The 14616-nt window shown below is 63.5% G+C and carries 16 protein-coding genes; 9 read left to right on the top strand and 7 right to left on the bottom strand.

Going from position 1 to position 14616, the window contains the following annotated elements; genetic code table 11:
* Positions 1–35 precede the first annotated feature (35 nt).
* Positions 36–419 carry a DMT family transporter gene (locus JYP46_RS03115; RefSeq protein WP_206547238.1) on the top strand — a complete coding sequence of 128 codons (384 nt, stop codon included), beginning with the start codon at positions 36–38 and terminating at the stop codon, positions 417–419.
* A gap of 169 nt (positions 420–588) precedes the next feature.
* Entirely contained in the window at positions 589–993 is a 405-nt protein-coding gene (locus JYP46_RS03110) for a MarR family winged helix-turn-helix transcriptional regulator (protein WP_206547237.1), read from the top strand.
* Between the two features lie 39 nt (positions 994–1032).
* On the opposite strand, the gene JYP46_RS03105 is transcribed toward JYP46_RS03110, so the two are convergent.
* Together JYP46_RS03105 and JYP46_RS03100 are read right to left on the bottom strand one after the other, a co-directional pair.
* The gene (locus JYP46_RS03105) at positions 1033–2448 is read right to left on the bottom strand and encodes an FAD-binding oxidoreductase (RefSeq protein ID WP_206547236.1); all 1416 of its coding nucleotides are present in this window, start codon (positions 2446–2448) and stop codon (positions 1033–1035) included.
* A 36-nt stretch (positions 2449–2484) separates the two neighbouring features.
* On the bottom strand, positions 2485–3441 hold the full coding sequence (locus JYP46_RS03100) for an L-threonylcarbamoyladenylate synthase (RefSeq protein ID WP_206547235.1): 957 nt from the start codon (positions 3439–3441) through the stop codon (positions 2485–2487).
* 161 nt (positions 3442–3602) lie between these two features.
* Here JYP46_RS03100 and JYP46_RS03095 point away from each other — a divergent pair, with 161 nt between their 5' ends.
* Entirely contained in the window at positions 3603–4139 is a 537-nt protein-coding gene (locus JYP46_RS03095; protein ID WP_206547234.1) for a hypothetical protein, read from the top strand.
* Between the two features lie 99 nt (positions 4140–4238).
* A complete protein-coding gene (locus JYP46_RS03090; RefSeq protein WP_206547233.1) occupies positions 4239–4652 on the top strand; it encodes a hypothetical protein in 414 nt (137 codons plus the stop codon).
* Positions 4653–4736: 84 nt separating this feature from the next.
* Here the strand turns inward: JYP46_RS03090 and glyS are convergent, their stop codons facing one another.
* Entirely contained in the window at positions 4737–7043 is a 2307-nt protein-coding gene (gene glyS, locus JYP46_RS03085; RefSeq protein ID WP_206547232.1) for a glycine--tRNA ligase subunit beta, read from the bottom strand.
* A gap of 141 nt (positions 7044–7184) precedes the next feature.
* Here glyS and JYP46_RS03080 point away from each other — a divergent pair, with 141 nt between their 5' ends.
* Positions 7185–7382: a hypothetical protein gene (locus JYP46_RS03080; protein WP_206547231.1), complete on the top strand. Its 198-nt coding sequence runs from the start codon at positions 7185–7187 to the stop codon at positions 7380–7382.
* A gap of 23 nt (positions 7383–7405) precedes the next feature.
* Here JYP46_RS03080 and JYP46_RS03075 read toward each other — a convergent pair whose 3' ends face one another.
* The 4 genes from JYP46_RS03075 to JYP46_RS03060 all read right to left on the bottom strand — a co-directional run bounded on the left by JYP46_RS03075 (position 7406) and on the right by JYP46_RS03060 (position 12116).
* The gene (locus JYP46_RS03075) at positions 7406–7789 is read right to left on the bottom strand and encodes a VOC family protein (protein WP_206547230.1); all 384 of its coding nucleotides are present in this window, start codon (positions 7787–7789) and stop codon (positions 7406–7408) included.
* Between the two features lie 78 nt (positions 7790–7867).
* Positions 7868–8800 (bottom strand): glycine--tRNA ligase subunit alpha, encoded by a 933-nt coding sequence (locus JYP46_RS03070; protein ID WP_204360896.1) that lies wholly within the window; start codon positions 8798–8800, stop codon positions 7868–7870.
* A gap of 117 nt (positions 8801–8917) precedes the next feature.
* Positions 8918–10975, bottom strand: a complete 2058-nt coding sequence (locus JYP46_RS03065; RefSeq protein ID WP_206547229.1) for a tetratricopeptide repeat protein — start codon at positions 10973–10975, stop codon at positions 8918–8920.
* 127 nt (positions 10976–11102) lie between these two features.
* A complete protein-coding gene (locus JYP46_RS03060) occupies positions 11103–12116 on the bottom strand; it encodes a polyprenyl synthetase family protein (RefSeq protein WP_113154494.1) in 1014 nt (337 codons plus the stop codon).
* A 171-nt stretch (positions 12117–12287) separates the two neighbouring features.
* On the opposite strand from JYP46_RS03060, the gene JYP46_RS03055 reads away from it, so the two are divergent.
* From JYP46_RS03055 to JYP46_RS03040, 4 genes are all read left to right on the top strand, one after another.
* Entirely contained in the window at positions 12288–12527 is a 240-nt protein-coding gene (locus tag JYP46_RS03055; RefSeq protein WP_113154493.1) for a putative signal transducing protein, read from the top strand.
* A complete protein-coding gene (locus tag JYP46_RS03050; RefSeq protein ID WP_206547228.1) occupies positions 12520–13302 on the top strand; it encodes a tRNA1(Val) (adenine(37)-N6)-methyltransferase in 783 nt (260 codons plus the stop codon). The genes JYP46_RS03055 and JYP46_RS03050 overlap by 8 nt, the downstream gene beginning before the upstream one ends.
* An 82-nt stretch (positions 13303–13384) precedes the next feature.
* On the top strand, positions 13385–14260 hold the full coding sequence (locus tag JYP46_RS03045) for a S49 family peptidase (RefSeq protein ID WP_206545825.1): 876 nt from the start codon (positions 13385–13387) through the stop codon (positions 14258–14260).
* An 84-nt stretch (positions 14261–14344) separates the two neighbouring features.
* The gene (locus tag JYP46_RS03040) at positions 14345–14530 is read left to right on the top strand and encodes an NfeD family protein (protein ID WP_113154490.1); all 186 of its coding nucleotides are present in this window, start codon (positions 14345–14347) and stop codon (positions 14528–14530) included.
* Positions 14531–14616 lie beyond the last annotated feature (86 nt).

Genomic DNA, 14616 nt, shown 5'->3' with positions numbered 1-14616 from the left:
TTGCCGTCCCGCCAATCACCTCAAGGAAACTCCCCATGACCACCCACACCAAAACCACGGGCAACGCCCGCGCCTGGATCAGGCTGCTGCTGGCCGGCGCATTCGAGATCGGCTACGCCCTCAGCGTCGGCGGCAGTCAGGCCTTCACGGTCCCGTCCTGGTCGATCGCTGCCATCATCTTCTTCCTGCTGACGCTCTATTTTCTGAGCGCGGCTCTCAAGACCATTGATGTCGGCATCGGCTATGCGGTTTGGGCCGGCATTGGCGCGGTCGGCGCGGCAACCTTCGGCAGCCTGCTTCTCGACCAGCCGCTCACGATCGGCCAGATCGGCTGGCTCGCCGTCATCATCGGCGGCGTGGTCTGGCTCAAGCTCGCTGACAGTCCCAGATTTGCCGGCGAACAGACCGCCGCAGGCTGATCATCGGTCCGAAAGCCCCGCGGCGCGCTCCGCCGCGGGCGCTTCGCTTCCCGAAACGCCCCGCCAAAGCCAAGGGAAGCGCATATCGACGGGAGAGCGGCTTGAAACGGATTTTGCATGCGCATACATCTGCTTCACCGTCAGAAAACCGCCCGCAGGAGACCAAGCCATGCCCAGTTCAAGCGATGCCTGGCTCCGCCTGGTCCACACCGTCAGCACTGTGGAAAGCGATATCGCCCGCATGCTGACCAGCGAGCACGGCATTGGCCTTTCCGAATACCGCGCGCTTCAGGCGCTGGCGAAGGCTCCGGATCGCGAACTGCGCATGCAGGATCTGGCGACCCATCTTCAGCTGAATCAGAGTTCGATTTCGCGCATGGTGGAGCGCATGGAGCGGTCCGGCCTGACGGTTCGCGACGTCTGCGCAGACGACAAGCGTGGCGTCTTCTCCGTCATCACCGAAAAGGGTGAGGCGCGGCTCGAAGAGGCCCGGGCCGATTACGAAACCGCACTCGCCAGCGCCCTGAAGGAAAGCGGCCTTGAAGGCATGCTTGCCGCAATACCCGCCAGATAGCCGCGCCTGCCCCTCAGGCCGCTCTCGTCTACCCGCCCCCTAGATCACCTTGTGCGGGTTCATGATGCCAGCCGGGTCGAATGCTGCCTTCACCCGGCGCATCAGCTCCGTGGCGATGGCCGGCTGCGTGGCGACGAGTTCGTCGCGCTTCATGCGCCCGATGCCATGCTCTGCCGAGAAGGAACCGTTCAGATCGCGTACAATGGCGTGGATGGCGTCGTTCATCTCGCGGTAGAGCGCCAGATAGGCCTGCTTGTCGCCGCCTTCCGGCTGCGAAATGTTGTAGTGCAGATTGCCGTCGCCCATATGGCCGAAACACACCACGCGGCAGCCCGGTGCGACCTTCTGTGCGGCAGGCCCTGCCCGCTCGATGAATGCGGGAATGTCCGAGACCGGCACCGAAATGTCGTGCTTGATCGAACCACCCTCGGGCTTCTGCGCCTCCGACATGGACTCACGCAGATGGCGGAAAGCATTGGCCTGCCCTTCGTTCTGGGCAATGGCCGCGTCGACCACCAGCCCTTCCTCGAAGGCGACGGTCAGGATCTCTTCCATCAGTTCCTTGGCGTCGTCGGCGGAGCGGCCGGACGAAATCTCGATCATCACATACCAGGGATGCGCCTCTTCCAGCGGATCGACAGCGCCGGGCACATGCGCCAGCGTGAACGCCAGCGGCGTGCGCTCGATGAGTTCGAATGCCGTGAGCCCGTTGCCGGCGCGGTCATTGGCCATCTCGAAAAAGCGCAGCGCATCGGCTGGCGAAGGCAGCGCCGCCCAGGCCAGTTCCCGCCCCTTGGGCATGGGGAAGAGCTTCACCACCGCCGCAGTGATAACGCCGAGCGTGCCCTCCCCGCCGACAAACAGGTCTTTCAGATCGTAGCCGGTGTTGTCCTTCTTGAGCTTGCGCAGATCATCGAACACCTCGCCGCTCGGCAGCACCACTTCCACGCCGAGGCAGAGGTCGCGCGCCGTGCCATAGGCGAGCGCGCCCACACCGCCTGCATTGGACGAGAGATTGCCGCCGATCTGGCAGGAGCCCTGCGAGCCGAGCGACAGGGGAAACAGGCGATCCTTCTCCGCCACTTCTTCCTGCAGCACCTGCAGAACCACGCCTGCCTCCACGGTGGCCGTGTTGGACTGCAAATCGATCTCGCGGATCTGATTGAGACGCGAAAGCGAGAGAACGATCTCATTGCCATCGCCATCGGGCATCTGGCCGCCCACAAGGCCCGTATTGCCGCCCTGCGGCACCACCGCCGTGCCGGTTTCGCTGGCCAGCCGCAGAATCGCGCTCACCTCGTTCACAGAACCCGGGCGCAGCACAAGCGGCGTCTTGCCTCCGAAAAGGCCGCGCGGCTCCTCCTCATAGGGCGCGATCTCGTCCGGGGCGGTCAGCGCATGGCGCTCACCGACGATTTCTGAAAAGCGGGCGAGCAGTGCGGCATCGATGGTCATGGATGGATGGGTTCCTCAGGAATTGGCTGTCTCAAATTAGCTGTCACGGGGCGCGGCTGCGCGCGCCAGGCGATCATTGATGGCTTCGCCCAGCCCTTCAAGGGGCACCGGCTCCACAGCGATTGTGGCAGCGCCCGAACTGTCCAGCGCGAGAAGATGGGAGAAAAGATTGGCCGCGGCTTCCCGCAGATCTCCACTTTCGGAGAGATTGCGCAGCGCAACCGCCTTTTCCGCGCCCCCCACACGCCGGGGACCGAAGGCCAAAAGCGCCTCACCCGGCTTCACTTGTGTCACGTTGAGCCGCATATGGGCGCTCGGCGCATAATGCGATGCGAGCATCCCCGGAGCCTGTACGCCCTTTGCCCCGCGCGCGAGCGGAAGACCGGCAACGCGTTCGATCTCTTCTGCCGCGATGCCGCCCGGCCGCAACAGCGCAATCCCGTCGTCCGAAACCTTCACAATGGTGGATTCAAGCCCCACCGGGGTCGGCCCGCCATCCACGATCAGCGGAATGCGCGCGCCCAGATCGGCCGCAACGGCCTGCGCCGTGGTGCCGCTGATGCGCCCGGATGTGTTGGCGCTGGGAGCTGCGACAGGCCGGTCCAGCGCCGCAATCACGCGCGCGCCGAACCCTCTGGGGCAGCGCAGCGCAATCGTGTCGAGCCCCGCTGTCACCAGTGGATGAATGCCCGATCCCACGCGGTGCGGCAGAACCAGTGTCAGCGGCCCCGGCCAGAACGCATCGGCCAGCCTGCGCGCAAGCGGATTAAAATTGGCGATACGTTCGGCCATCGCGATGTCCGCCACATGGGCGATCAGCGGATTGAACTGCGGGCGCCCCTTGGTTTCATAGATGCGCGCCACCGCCTCGCCATTGGTGGCGTCGGCGGCCAGCCCGTAAACCGTTTCCGTGGGGATGGCGATGGCCGCTCCCTCACGCAAAAATTCGACAGCCCGCGACAGGGCTTCACTCTCCGGCAGGATATCAGCCAAGCACCAGATCCTCATAAAAATCCCTCTGCTGAGTATCGCGCCTGCCCATGGCGGGCAAGTTCGCCGGCAAGCGAGTTTGCTGAATCTTAAGGGATTTCGCGTTTGAGTGGTCAGGCGAAATGAAATGCGCGCCATAAACCGCCAATGACTGGGGGAGAAGAATGCGATCAGGGCTCGTGAAGCCACTGCTTGTCACCATGCTGCTTGTCGCGGCTGGCGACGTTCGCGCTTCATCCCTTCTTGAGCTGAAATCCGAAGATCATCTGCACCAGCATTCGACCATCGCGCTCAAGGAGCTTGCGCTGGAAGAACGGCAGCCCGCACCGGATACGCCACCGCTCTCCTATCCCGGCCCTGCCCTGAGCGCCATGCCGGAGATAGCGCCTCACCACCTCTCCCCTTCCATGGTCGACATCGGCGCGCCCGCGCATTCGCTTGGGCCGGCGACAGGCGAAACCACGTCTTCCATTCCGCAGAGACCGCGCCAGTTGCCAAGGGTGATCCGCGGCGGCGAGACCGGCCCGGCAGCCCCGCGCGCTGCTTCCGCACCTCGAAAGACGGAACAGGCCACGCCCGCTGCGCCAGAGCGCCGGCACAAGGCAAAACGGCGTGCCGGGACGAAAGCAGACAACGGGCCTGCCGCAGCACCTCCATCCGCAGCGCCACCTTCCGGTCAGCCCCTCGGCCGCCCCGAATAGTTCCTGCCATCAGGCTGTCAGGATGGGTTTTCAAGCCCGGCTTGACCTTGCGCGCGCCGCAACGCACCCTCCGCGCAACATTGTTCGGAGAAATTTCCCATGCTGACCTTCATGAAAATCCTGCATTTTTTCGGCCTCATGCTGGGGGCTGCCGGCGGCATGGGGGGCATGATGGTGGCCATCCAGGCCAAACGCTCCGATGGCGCGCCGCCGCAGGGTCTTCTGGCGCTGCGGCCGCGCTTCACCCTCATCACGCTGATCGGCGTCGTGCTCCTGTGGCTCACCGGCCTGTGGATGTGGCTCGTCCAGTATGACGGCGCATTGATGAGCACCGCCTTCGTCCTAAAGCTTCTGGCGGCAAGCTTCATTCTGGTGGTCGCGATTCTCGGCTTCGTGGCCGTGAAGCGCGCCTCGCCCGGCACGCCCCCGCCCACCTATCTGCAGAAGCTCGGGCCGCTGGCAGGCCTCGCCTCCTATCTGGCAGTGGCGCTGGCGGTTTACGTCTTCGCCTAAAGAACAGGGCCGGAAAGCGAAATCCGCTTCCCGGCCCCATGTTCAATCCTCTCTCATTCGCCCGAACGGGGCGCAGCGATCCTCTTACCCGGTGATCCGGGAGAAGTCGGCCACCTGGGCCGTCGCGCTGCGAATGCGGGCGAGCAGCGCCAGGCGGTTTGCCCGCACGGCCTCGTCATCCGCATTGACCATCACCCCGTCAAGGAAGGCGTCGACCGGCTGGCGCAGCGCCGAAAGGAAGGACAGCGCCTTCACATAGTCATTCTCCGCGATGGCCTCGCCGGCGAAGCGCTCCTGCTCTTCAAGACTGTCGAACAGCGCCCGCTCCTCATCCGTTGCAAAAAGGCCCGCATCCACCGTATCGGCGATGGTCGTGCCCTTCTTCTCCGCATCAGCGACGATGTTTGCCGCGCGCTTTGCACCGGCCAGAAGGTTTTCGCCATCGGTGGTGGCGAGGAATTCCGACAGTGCCTCCACGCGGCGCACGATCAGAAGCAGATCGTCGCTGTCTTCCGAGATCACCGCGTCGATCAGATCGTAGCGCGCGCCCTGATCGCGCAGGTAAACCTTCAACCGGTCATGGAAGAAGGAGAGCAAATCGTCGGCGCGGTCATTCAACCCCGCCGCCCATGTCGCGGCATTGCGCTCCACATTCGCCCGCTCGTCTTCCGCGATCTGCTGCAGGATCACCTTCAGCGAATCCGGGCTCAACTGACCGCCAATCTCCATGACCTTCGCCAGGAACTGGCTGGCCGCATGGCCGTAAAGCGTGCGGAAATGCTCCAGCCAGACCGGGTTCGCAGCCTCGATGAGCGACAGATCGACCTTGTTCTCGATGATGATGCGGATCACGCCCAGCGCCGCACGGCGCAGCGCATAGGGATCCTTCGAGCCCGTCGGCTTTTCGTCGATGGTCCAGAAGCCCGTGAGCACGTCCAGCTTGTCGGCCAGCGCCACGGCGACGGAGACCGGATCGGTCGGCACGGCGTCGTTGGGTCCCTGCGGCTTGTAATGATCCTCGATGGCCGCCGCCACCGCATCGCTCTCGCCCTGAAGGCTCGCATATTTGCGGCCCATGAAGCCCTGTAGCTCCGGGAACTCGCCCACAACTTCGGTCTGGAGATCGGCCTTGGCCAGATGCGCCGCGCGCACGGCCTCTGCCGGATCGGCCCCCACCAGCGGCGCAATTCCCTCCGCCAGCGCCGCAATGCGCGCCACGCGCTCGCCCTGCGTGCCGAGCTTGGCATGGAAAGTCACGCCCAGATGGTCGAGCCGCGCCATGCGCTGGTCGAGCGGCTTTGAAAGATCGAGCCCGAACTTCTTGGCCGAGGCCTCAAGCTTGCCGAGATCCGGCAGGTCCGCCTGGTCGGTCTTCCAGAAATAGAGCGCATCGGAAAGGCGCGCACGCACCACCTTGCCATTGCCATAGGCGATTTCCCTGCCGCCGTCCTTCGCCTCGATGTTCGAGGTGATGACGAAGCGGTTGGAAAGCGTGTCCGTCTCGCCCTGCGGGCGGCAGACAAAGCACTTCTGGTTGGCGCGGATCGTCAGCCGGATAACCTCCGGCGGGATCGTCAGATAGTCTTCCTCGAACTCGCCCAGCAGCACCACGGGCCATTCCACGAGGCCCGAAACCTCTTCCAGAAGCCCCTCGTCTTCCACCAGCTCAAGCCGGTTCGCGAAAGCGAGATTGCGCGCGTCATCGAGAATGATGCGCTTGCGGCGGTCGGGATCGAGCACGACCTTCGCCGCTTCCAGCTTCTCCGCGTAATCCTCGAAACGGCGCACCGTGATGGCGTCCGGCGCATGGAAGCGGTGGCCATGGGTCACATTGCCGGCGCGAATGCCGTCGATCTCGAAATCGACCACCACCGGCTCCTCGGTCTCCGGACCGAAGGTGCACAGGATGGACTGAAGCGGCCGCACCCAGCGCAGGCTGCCGGGCTTTGCAGAAGCCGCACCCCAGCGCATGGATTTCGGCCATGGGAAATTGCGGATGATGCCCGGCATGATGTCGGCGACGATCTCTTCGGCCGCGCGGCCCTTCTTCTGGATCACCGCGACATAGAAATCGCCCTTCTTGGGGTCGGTCTGAACCTCGGCCTCATCGATGGAGGAAAGCCCTGCGCCACGCAGAAAGCCCTGGATCGCCTTTTCCGGCGCATCCGTGCGCGGGCCCTTGCGCTCCTCGCGCACATCCTTCGAGCGGGCGGTCACGCCGCGAATGTCGAGCGTCAGCCGGCGCGGCGTCCAGTATTCGGTCGCCGCCTCATAGGTGAGACCGGCATCCACGAGACCGTCTGTTACCAGCTTCTTCAGATCGCCGGCAGCCTTGCGCTGCATGCGGGCGGGAATTTCCTCGGAGCGGAGTTCGAGAAGAAGATCGGGCATTTGGGATCTCTGAAAAGCGGACTGTATTGGGTGCGGCAATAGCAACTCCGCCCGCCAATGTCACCCGCCACGACCCGGGAATGAACCTTTTCGTGCCGCAGCGCGACTGACCTGCATCAGTTCACACCCCGGACGAAGACAATGACAACCGCCTCAACGCTCCTGCATTCAATCGCGCTCAGCGCCTGCCTGACCATTCAGGCCGTGCCCGGCAGCAGCGAACGCCCCTCCGGCATACGCCGCGCCCTGCAGACCCTTTCGACACAGCAAACGGAGCTCTGCGCCATGGCCGCTCCGGCCGATGCCGCGCATCTTGCAGGCCTGATCGACCGCGCCTGACGGTCTTTTGTCCGGACCGGTGCTCAGCTCATGTCGACAGGCGTCATCCAGCCAATCACCGCGCCACCCGGCTGGCGCAGAATGGCGATGCGGCCAACACCCGGCACATCGAAGGGCTCGCGCATCACCGATGCGCCGCCTGCCTTCGCTTTCTCAAGGGCGGCATCCACGTCATCCACCGAGAGATAGGACATCCAGTATTCCGGAACGCCGTCGAAATCCGGACCGGCCATGGTGAACATGCCACCCACCGGCGTTTTGCCAACCATGGCGATCCAGTAGGTCTGCCCGTTGCCCATGTCCATGTCGTCAAAGGTCCAGCCCACCGCATCCGCGTAGAAGCTCTTCATCTTCTCCGCGTCGCGGGTCATCAGTTCGTTCCAGTGGAAATGGCCATGCTGCGTCATGATCTCCTCCGTTGGCCCAAATGAAAAAGGGGCGCATCCATGATACGCCCCGCTTCATCATTCGCCAAAGGAGATTGATCAGGCCGCTGCCTTCTCCGCGCCGCCGGCATCGGTGAGCAGGAAGGCCTCACCGCAGGCCTTGGCCAGCTCGCGCACGCGCAGAATGTAGCTCTGGCGCTCCGTCACAGAGATCACGCCGCGCGCATCGAGCAGGTTGAACACATGGCTCGCCTTGATGCACTGGTCATAGGCCGGGAACACGCATTTGTGCAGATTGCCCGCTTCCGCCGGCGCACCCGCCTCCAGGATCGCACGGCACTCGGCCTCCGCGTCCTTGAAGTGCTGGAACAGAATGTCCGTGTCGGCATATTCGAAGTTGAAGCGCGAATATTCCTGCTCGGCCTGCAGGAACACGTCGCCATAGGTCACCTTGGCGTCGCCTTCCAGGCCGTTGAAATTGAGGTCGTAGACATTGTCCACGCCCTGCACATACATGGCCAGCCGCTCCAGACCATAGGTCAGCTCGCCGGCAACAGGCGCGCATTCAATGCCGCAGACCTGCTGGAAATAGGTGAACTGCGACACTTCCATGCCGTCGCACCAGCACTCCCAGCCAAGGCCCCATGCGCCGAGCGTCGGGCTTTCCCAGTCGTCTTCCACGAAGCGCACATCATGCGTCGCCATGTCGAGGCCGATGGCCTCCAGCGAGCCGAGATAGAGCTCCTGCAGGTTGGACGGGTTAGGCTTCAGGATGACCTGATACTGATAATAGTGCTGGAGCCGGTTCGGGTTTTCGCCATAGCGGCCATCCGCCGGGCGGCGCGAAGGCTGCACATAGGCCGCGTTCCACGGCTTCGGACCAAGCGAGCGCAGCGTCGTGGCCGGGTGAAACGTGCCCGCGCCCACTTCCATGTCGTAGGGCTGCAGGATGACGCAGCCATGCGAGGCCCAGTAATTGTGCAGGGTCAGAATGAGGCCCTGAAACGAGCGCGTGGGGTGCGTGTTGGGCAGGTCGGTGCTGGGGGCGTTCACAATGCTTCTCCGGGTGGATTCCGGGCTTCTCCGGGGTGGATGCCGGCTCGTCCTATTCCGCGCCCCGGCAAGCGTCAAGGCGCGGAGGACACGAACTCAGTCCGGGAGCCGGATTTCCTGCCCTGCCCTGAGCAGGTCGGGATTGCTCTTGAGCGCCGGATTGACCGCCAGAATATCGCGGAACCGCTCGCCATCGCCAAGCTGGTCGACAGCGATGGACCAGAGCGTCTCACCGGGCTTGATGGTGTACATCGCACCACCTGTCGCAGCCTTCTGCGGCGTTTCGGGAGCCTTCGCCTCGCTCTCGGGCTCTGCTTCCGGTTCGACCGTTTCAGGCGCAGGGGCCGTATTGGGCGCAGCCTCGGCTGTGGCGCTCTCGTCGGTTTTCACCGCGTCCGCCGGTGAAACCTCGGCAAGGCGCTTCCCGTCTTCTTCTGGCAGACCGTCCTTGAGCTTCTTCTCCACCTCGGCCAGCAGGTCCGGCTCGGGATCGAGATCGCGCGCATGCGCCCACTGATAGGTGGCTTCGAGCTTGCGGCCCGTGCGCCAGTAGGCGTCACCCAGATGGTCGTTGAGCACCGGATCTTCCGGCCGCAGCGCCACCGCGCGTTCCAGCTCGCTTGCCGCTTCTTCATAACGGCCAAGCCGGTAATGCGCCCAGCCAAGCGAATCGACGATGTAGCCATCATTGGGGCGCAGCTCGACCGCGCGCTCGATGAGCTTCATCCCCTCTTCCAGCTTCATGTTCATGTCGACCCAGGAATAGCCCAGATAGTTCAGAACCTGCGGCTGGTCGGGATAAAGCTCCAGCGCCTTGAAGAAATTCGGCTCCGCCTTCTCCCACTCTTTCAGCCGCTCATAGGCGATGCCGCGCTGGTAGAAGAGGCTCCAGTCCTCGCGTTCCGGCTCTTCGACACGCTCGACCGCGCGGTCATAGACCTTCGCCGCCGATGCATAATCCTTCTGCACCGCGTAGACGCGGCCCAGCGCCAGATAGGCGCGAATGTCGTCGGGGTCCTGCTCGATTGCCGTATTGAGAAAGGTCTCCGCCTCTTCATGGCGGTCGAGATCAGCCAGGTTCAAACCTGTCTGCAGTTCCGCAAGACGCCGCCAGGGCGACCCGTCGCCGATCCGCTCATAGAAGGCGATTGCCTTTTCCGGCTCGCTCTGCTGCTCGGCGAGCGAAGCAAGCTGGATCAGAATGTCGTCATTGTCGGGCGTGAGCACCAGCGCATAGTTCAGATAGAGCTTCACGAAGGGCTCGCCGCCACCGCGATTGAGCGCGGTCGCGATGTTCAGGAGAATTTCGGCAGCACCCGCGCGCGCATCGGCCACCGGCACGACAACCTCTTCGCCGGCCTCGATATTCTCGCGCAGAATGGTCGTCGCAGCGCGTCCCGTAATATAGGTCTCGCCCTTGTCGAGCGCGGCGAGCGCCTTTTCCTTCTCGCCACGCGAGGCGAGCCATGCGGCATAGGTTTCAGCCGCGCGCATATAGGTGTCCGGGCCGGCGGATGCCGACGCCACGTCGCTCAGCAAAGCGTCGAAGGCCTTCTCCGCCTCCTCGTTCATGCCGCTCTGCATCTTGATCAGCGCATCATGATAGGTGCTAAACAGACGATACCACTCCGGCCCTTCCAGCTCGTCCAGCGCCTTCAGCGCCTCGTCGGAATTGCCTTCGCCCACCTTGCTCCATGAAGACATGATGGAGGTGATCAGCCGATCGAGATCCGATTCCAGAACCAGCTTCAGCCAGTCTCCGGCCTCTTCGTATTTTTCATTGCGCAGTGCATCCACCGCAAGGCCGAGGCGCGAAAAGCGCTCGATCTCGGGCACGGATTTAAGCGAACGCATATGCGGAAGCGCCGCCTCGAAGCGGCCTTCCGAAACCAGTGAGAGAAGCAGGCTCTGCTGGATCACCTGATTGTCGGGTTCAAAGGAAAGCGCGCGCTCGTAATAATCGATGGCGCTGTCGAGATCGTTGTCGGCTTCCGCCGCCCTGGCGGCAAGGAACGCGCCGGAGAAGGAGGAGATCGAGATCAGATCGTTATCGTCCACCCCGCCTTCCTTGGCAGACCCCGCCTGGGGCGCAAGAGCGAGAAATCCCGCCAGACCAACCGTTGCCAACAGTCTCGAGTTGATGCGCTTTCTCATTTACCGTCCCGCTGCATGCTGCCCTCGTCTCTTGTTCCTCCGCCAAAGCGAAGACGCTGGGAATCCCTTCCCGTCTTGCAGACAAGCATGGCCTTTTTGCGGAAGCGCTTCAACGTCAAGAATTACTTTAGGTCACCCGGCTGATGCAGAAGTCGATCACGTCAAGGAGCGCGTCTTTCTGCGGTGTATTCTCCAGCGGCGCGAGCGCATCGCGGGCGATTTCGCCAAAATGGCGCGCCCGGCCGATCGTGTCGCCGATCGCACCGTGTTTCTGCATCAGGGTCATTGCCTTTTCCAGCGCCGCATCATCGCACTGGTTGTCCTCGATGGCGCTCTTCCAGAAGGCGCGCTCTTCGGGGCTGCCACGGCGATAGCTCAGGATCACCGGCAGGGTCACCTTGCCCTCGCGGAAGTCGTCGCCGACATTCTTGCCGAGGTCCGAACTCTTGCCGCCATAATCCAGCGCATCGTCGACCAGCTGGAAGGCAAGGCCGAGATTGGTGCCGTAAGAGCGTAATGCGGCGCGGTCGTTGCGGGTCGCGCCTGCGACCACGGGGCCAACTTCCGCCGCGGCCGAGAACAGGGCCGCCGTCTTCGCCTTGATGACCGCGAGATAGTCGTCCTCGGTCGTCTCCAGGTTCTTGGCGACGCTGAGCTGCAGCACTTCGCCCTCGGCAATCACCGAAGCGGCGGTCGACAGAATGTCGAGTGCCTCAAGCGAGCCGACTTCAACCATCATGCGGAACGCCTGACCGAGCAGGAAGTCGCCCACCAGAACGCTTGCCTGGTTGCCCCAGATCATGCGCGCGGTCTTGCGGCCACGGCGCAGGTCGCTTTCATCCACCACATCGTCGTGCAAAAGCGTTGCCGTGTGCATGAACTCGACGCTGGTGGCGAGCTTCACATGTCCCTCGCCCGAATAGCCGAACATCTGGGCTGCGGCGAGCGTCACCATCGGACGCAGGCGCTTGCCACCGGAATCGATCAGGTGCTTTGCAAGTTCGGGGATGAGTTCCACATCCGAGCCCGCTTTGGAGAGAATCAGCTCGTTTACACGCGCCATCTCGTCGGCGGTCAGCTCCATGAGGCTGGCGACGGAGGCGGCGCCGCGCTTGCCGTCAAGATTCAATACTACACCCACAGATGGTCCTCCAATTGCGGCAGGGCCGGAACTTCTTAGCCGGAACTCATAAACGTTCAACGCAATCTAGTTCCCCCTGCCCCACGGGAGCAAGCGGCGAATGCGCGCGGGGTAACCCCGGTTATTCACGAAGTCGTTTACAGCCGTGGCGCAAACTGTCAACGTCGCACCATGTTCGAGCTTGTCCGCACCAACGATCCCGTCGTCATTTCCTTCGTCCAGAGCCTGCTGCGCGATGCGGGCATTGCCTGTTTCGTCGCCGACCAGAACATGAGCATTCTGGAAGGGTCGCTCGGCATCTTGCCAAAGCGCATCCTGATAGACGAGGAAGACCGTCAGGCGGCCCATCAGCTGCTTGAGGATGCGGGCATAGAGCACGAGATGCGCAGCAGCGACAGAGACAATGACTGACACGGTTCCCGACGCGGCCTGCAGCGTCGATTCTTTCCATCGGGACGCTTTCCGTCTGGTCCAGCCCGTGCGGCGCGGCCATCGCGCCGGCGTGGACGCGATGCTGGTGGCGTCCGCGCTTCCGGGCAGTTTCAGCGGTGCCGTCGCCGATCTGGGCGCGGGCGCAGGCGCTGCCGGCTTTGCCGTGGCCGCCCGCTGCCCGCAGACGCACATCACCCTTGTTGAAAACGCGCCCGAGATGGCCGGTTTCGCCCGCCGCAGCATCGCTCTTGCGAAAAACAGCGCCCTTGCCCCCCGTATCTCCGTGCTCGAAGCCGACGTGACGCTGACCGGAACGGCCCGTGAAGCCGCAGGTCTTGGCCGCAATGCGTTTTCCGGCGTCGTCATGAACCCGCCTTTCAACAGCGCCAGCGACCGCGCCACGCCCGATGCGCTGAAGCGGGCGGCGCATGTGATGGCCGACGATCTGTTCGAGACATGGCTGCGCACCGCCGCCGCCATCACCGCGCCCGGCGGGCTTCTGGCGCTGATCGCGCGCCCTGCCTCGCTGGCCGCAATTCTTGCCGCACTGGAGGGCCGTTTCGGCGGCGCGCGCATCGTGCCCGTGCATGGACGGGCTGAAAGCCCCGCGATCCGCATTCTGATTCGCGCCCGGAAGGGAAACCGCGCCGGCCTCACGCTGGAGCCGCCGCTTGTCCTGCGCGACCGCGACAACCAGGTAACAGAACGCGCCGAGGCGCTGACCAATGGCCAGGCGGCGCTTTTTGGTGATTGAGCGCGCTTCGCCATTGCACGGCCCGCGCAAATGCCTACATGCTTTTGAGCTGTAATCCCTGTCATCTGGAGCAACAGAGCCCTTGCGACGCTTCTTCAGCCGTCTTCTTCCCAAAAGCCTGCGCGGCAATACGGTCACCATTCCCGTGATCCGGCTTTCCGGCGCAATCATGCCGTCGAGCAGCGCCTTTCGCCAGAATCTGTCGCTGGCGACCACGGCCGCCGTGATCGAGCGCGCCTTTTCCATGCCGGATGCGCCGGCCGTCGCCATTTCGCTGAATTCGCCCGGCGGCTCGCCCGTGCAGTCCCGCCTGATCTTCCGCCGCATCCGCGATCTCGCGACGGAGAAGGACAAGAAGGTCTTCGTCTTTGTTGAAGATGTGGCGGCCTCCGGCGGCTACATGATCGCCATTGCCGGCGACGAGATCATCGTCGATCCCTCCTCCATCGTCGGCTCCATTGGCGTCGTCTCCGCCGGTTTCGGCTTCCCGGAGATGCTCAAGAAGATCGGCGTCGAGCGGCGCGTGCACACGGCCGGCCAGAACAAGGCGATCCTCGACCCCTTCCAGCCGGAGAAGAAGGAAGACGTGGAGCGCCTCAAATCGCTCCAGCTCGAAATCCACGACACGTTCATCAATCTGGTGAAAGAACGCCGTGGCGCAAAGCTCGCCGAGGATGGCGATCTCTTCACCGGCGCATTCTGGACCGGCGAAAGCGCCCTGAAACTGGGGCTTGTGGACGGCATCGGCGACATGCGCTCGGTGCTCAAGGAACGCTATGGCGAAAAGACCAAACTCGCCCTCATCACCCAGCCGCGTGGCCTGTTCGGCCGCAAGCTTGGCATTGCCGGCAGCGCCGGCGGCCTGCCCGATCTCGGGGCGGCCTTTGCCGGCAACGCAGCCTCCGGTCTTCTGGAAGCAGCAGAGGAACAGGCGCTGTGGCGTCGCTACGGGCTTTGACCCGGCGCCGCGCCGGATCAAAGCGTCCTTTGTGCGTCCGAATGGATGCGCTAAACTCGGTGGCATGAAACCGGAGGATCGACAATGCCCCAACTGATCTTCTTCGCCGCAGTCGGCGTTGTGGCCTATGTGGGCTATCGCAAATTCGTCCGCGAGGCCGAACGCGTGACCGCAAAAGCGCGCCGCGCCCGCAAGGAAGCGGCCAATGGCAGCATGGGAACACTGGTGTACGATCCCAAGACGGGCGAATATCGCGTTCCCAAAGACTAGAGAATTCATGCAGATAGAGCATCGGGATAACTGAAAACCGGTTTCCACGTTTTCGGTCCGGTGCTCCCTCCATCTTCAAGGTCAGG

Origin of the sequence: Nitratireductor aquimarinus (assembly GCF_017255295.1) — a bacterium.
GTDB lineage: Bacteria > Pseudomonadota > Alphaproteobacteria > Rhizobiales > Rhizobiaceae > Nitratireductor > Nitratireductor aquimarinus.
This window is presented reverse-complemented; position numbering and strand designations above follow the sequence as displayed.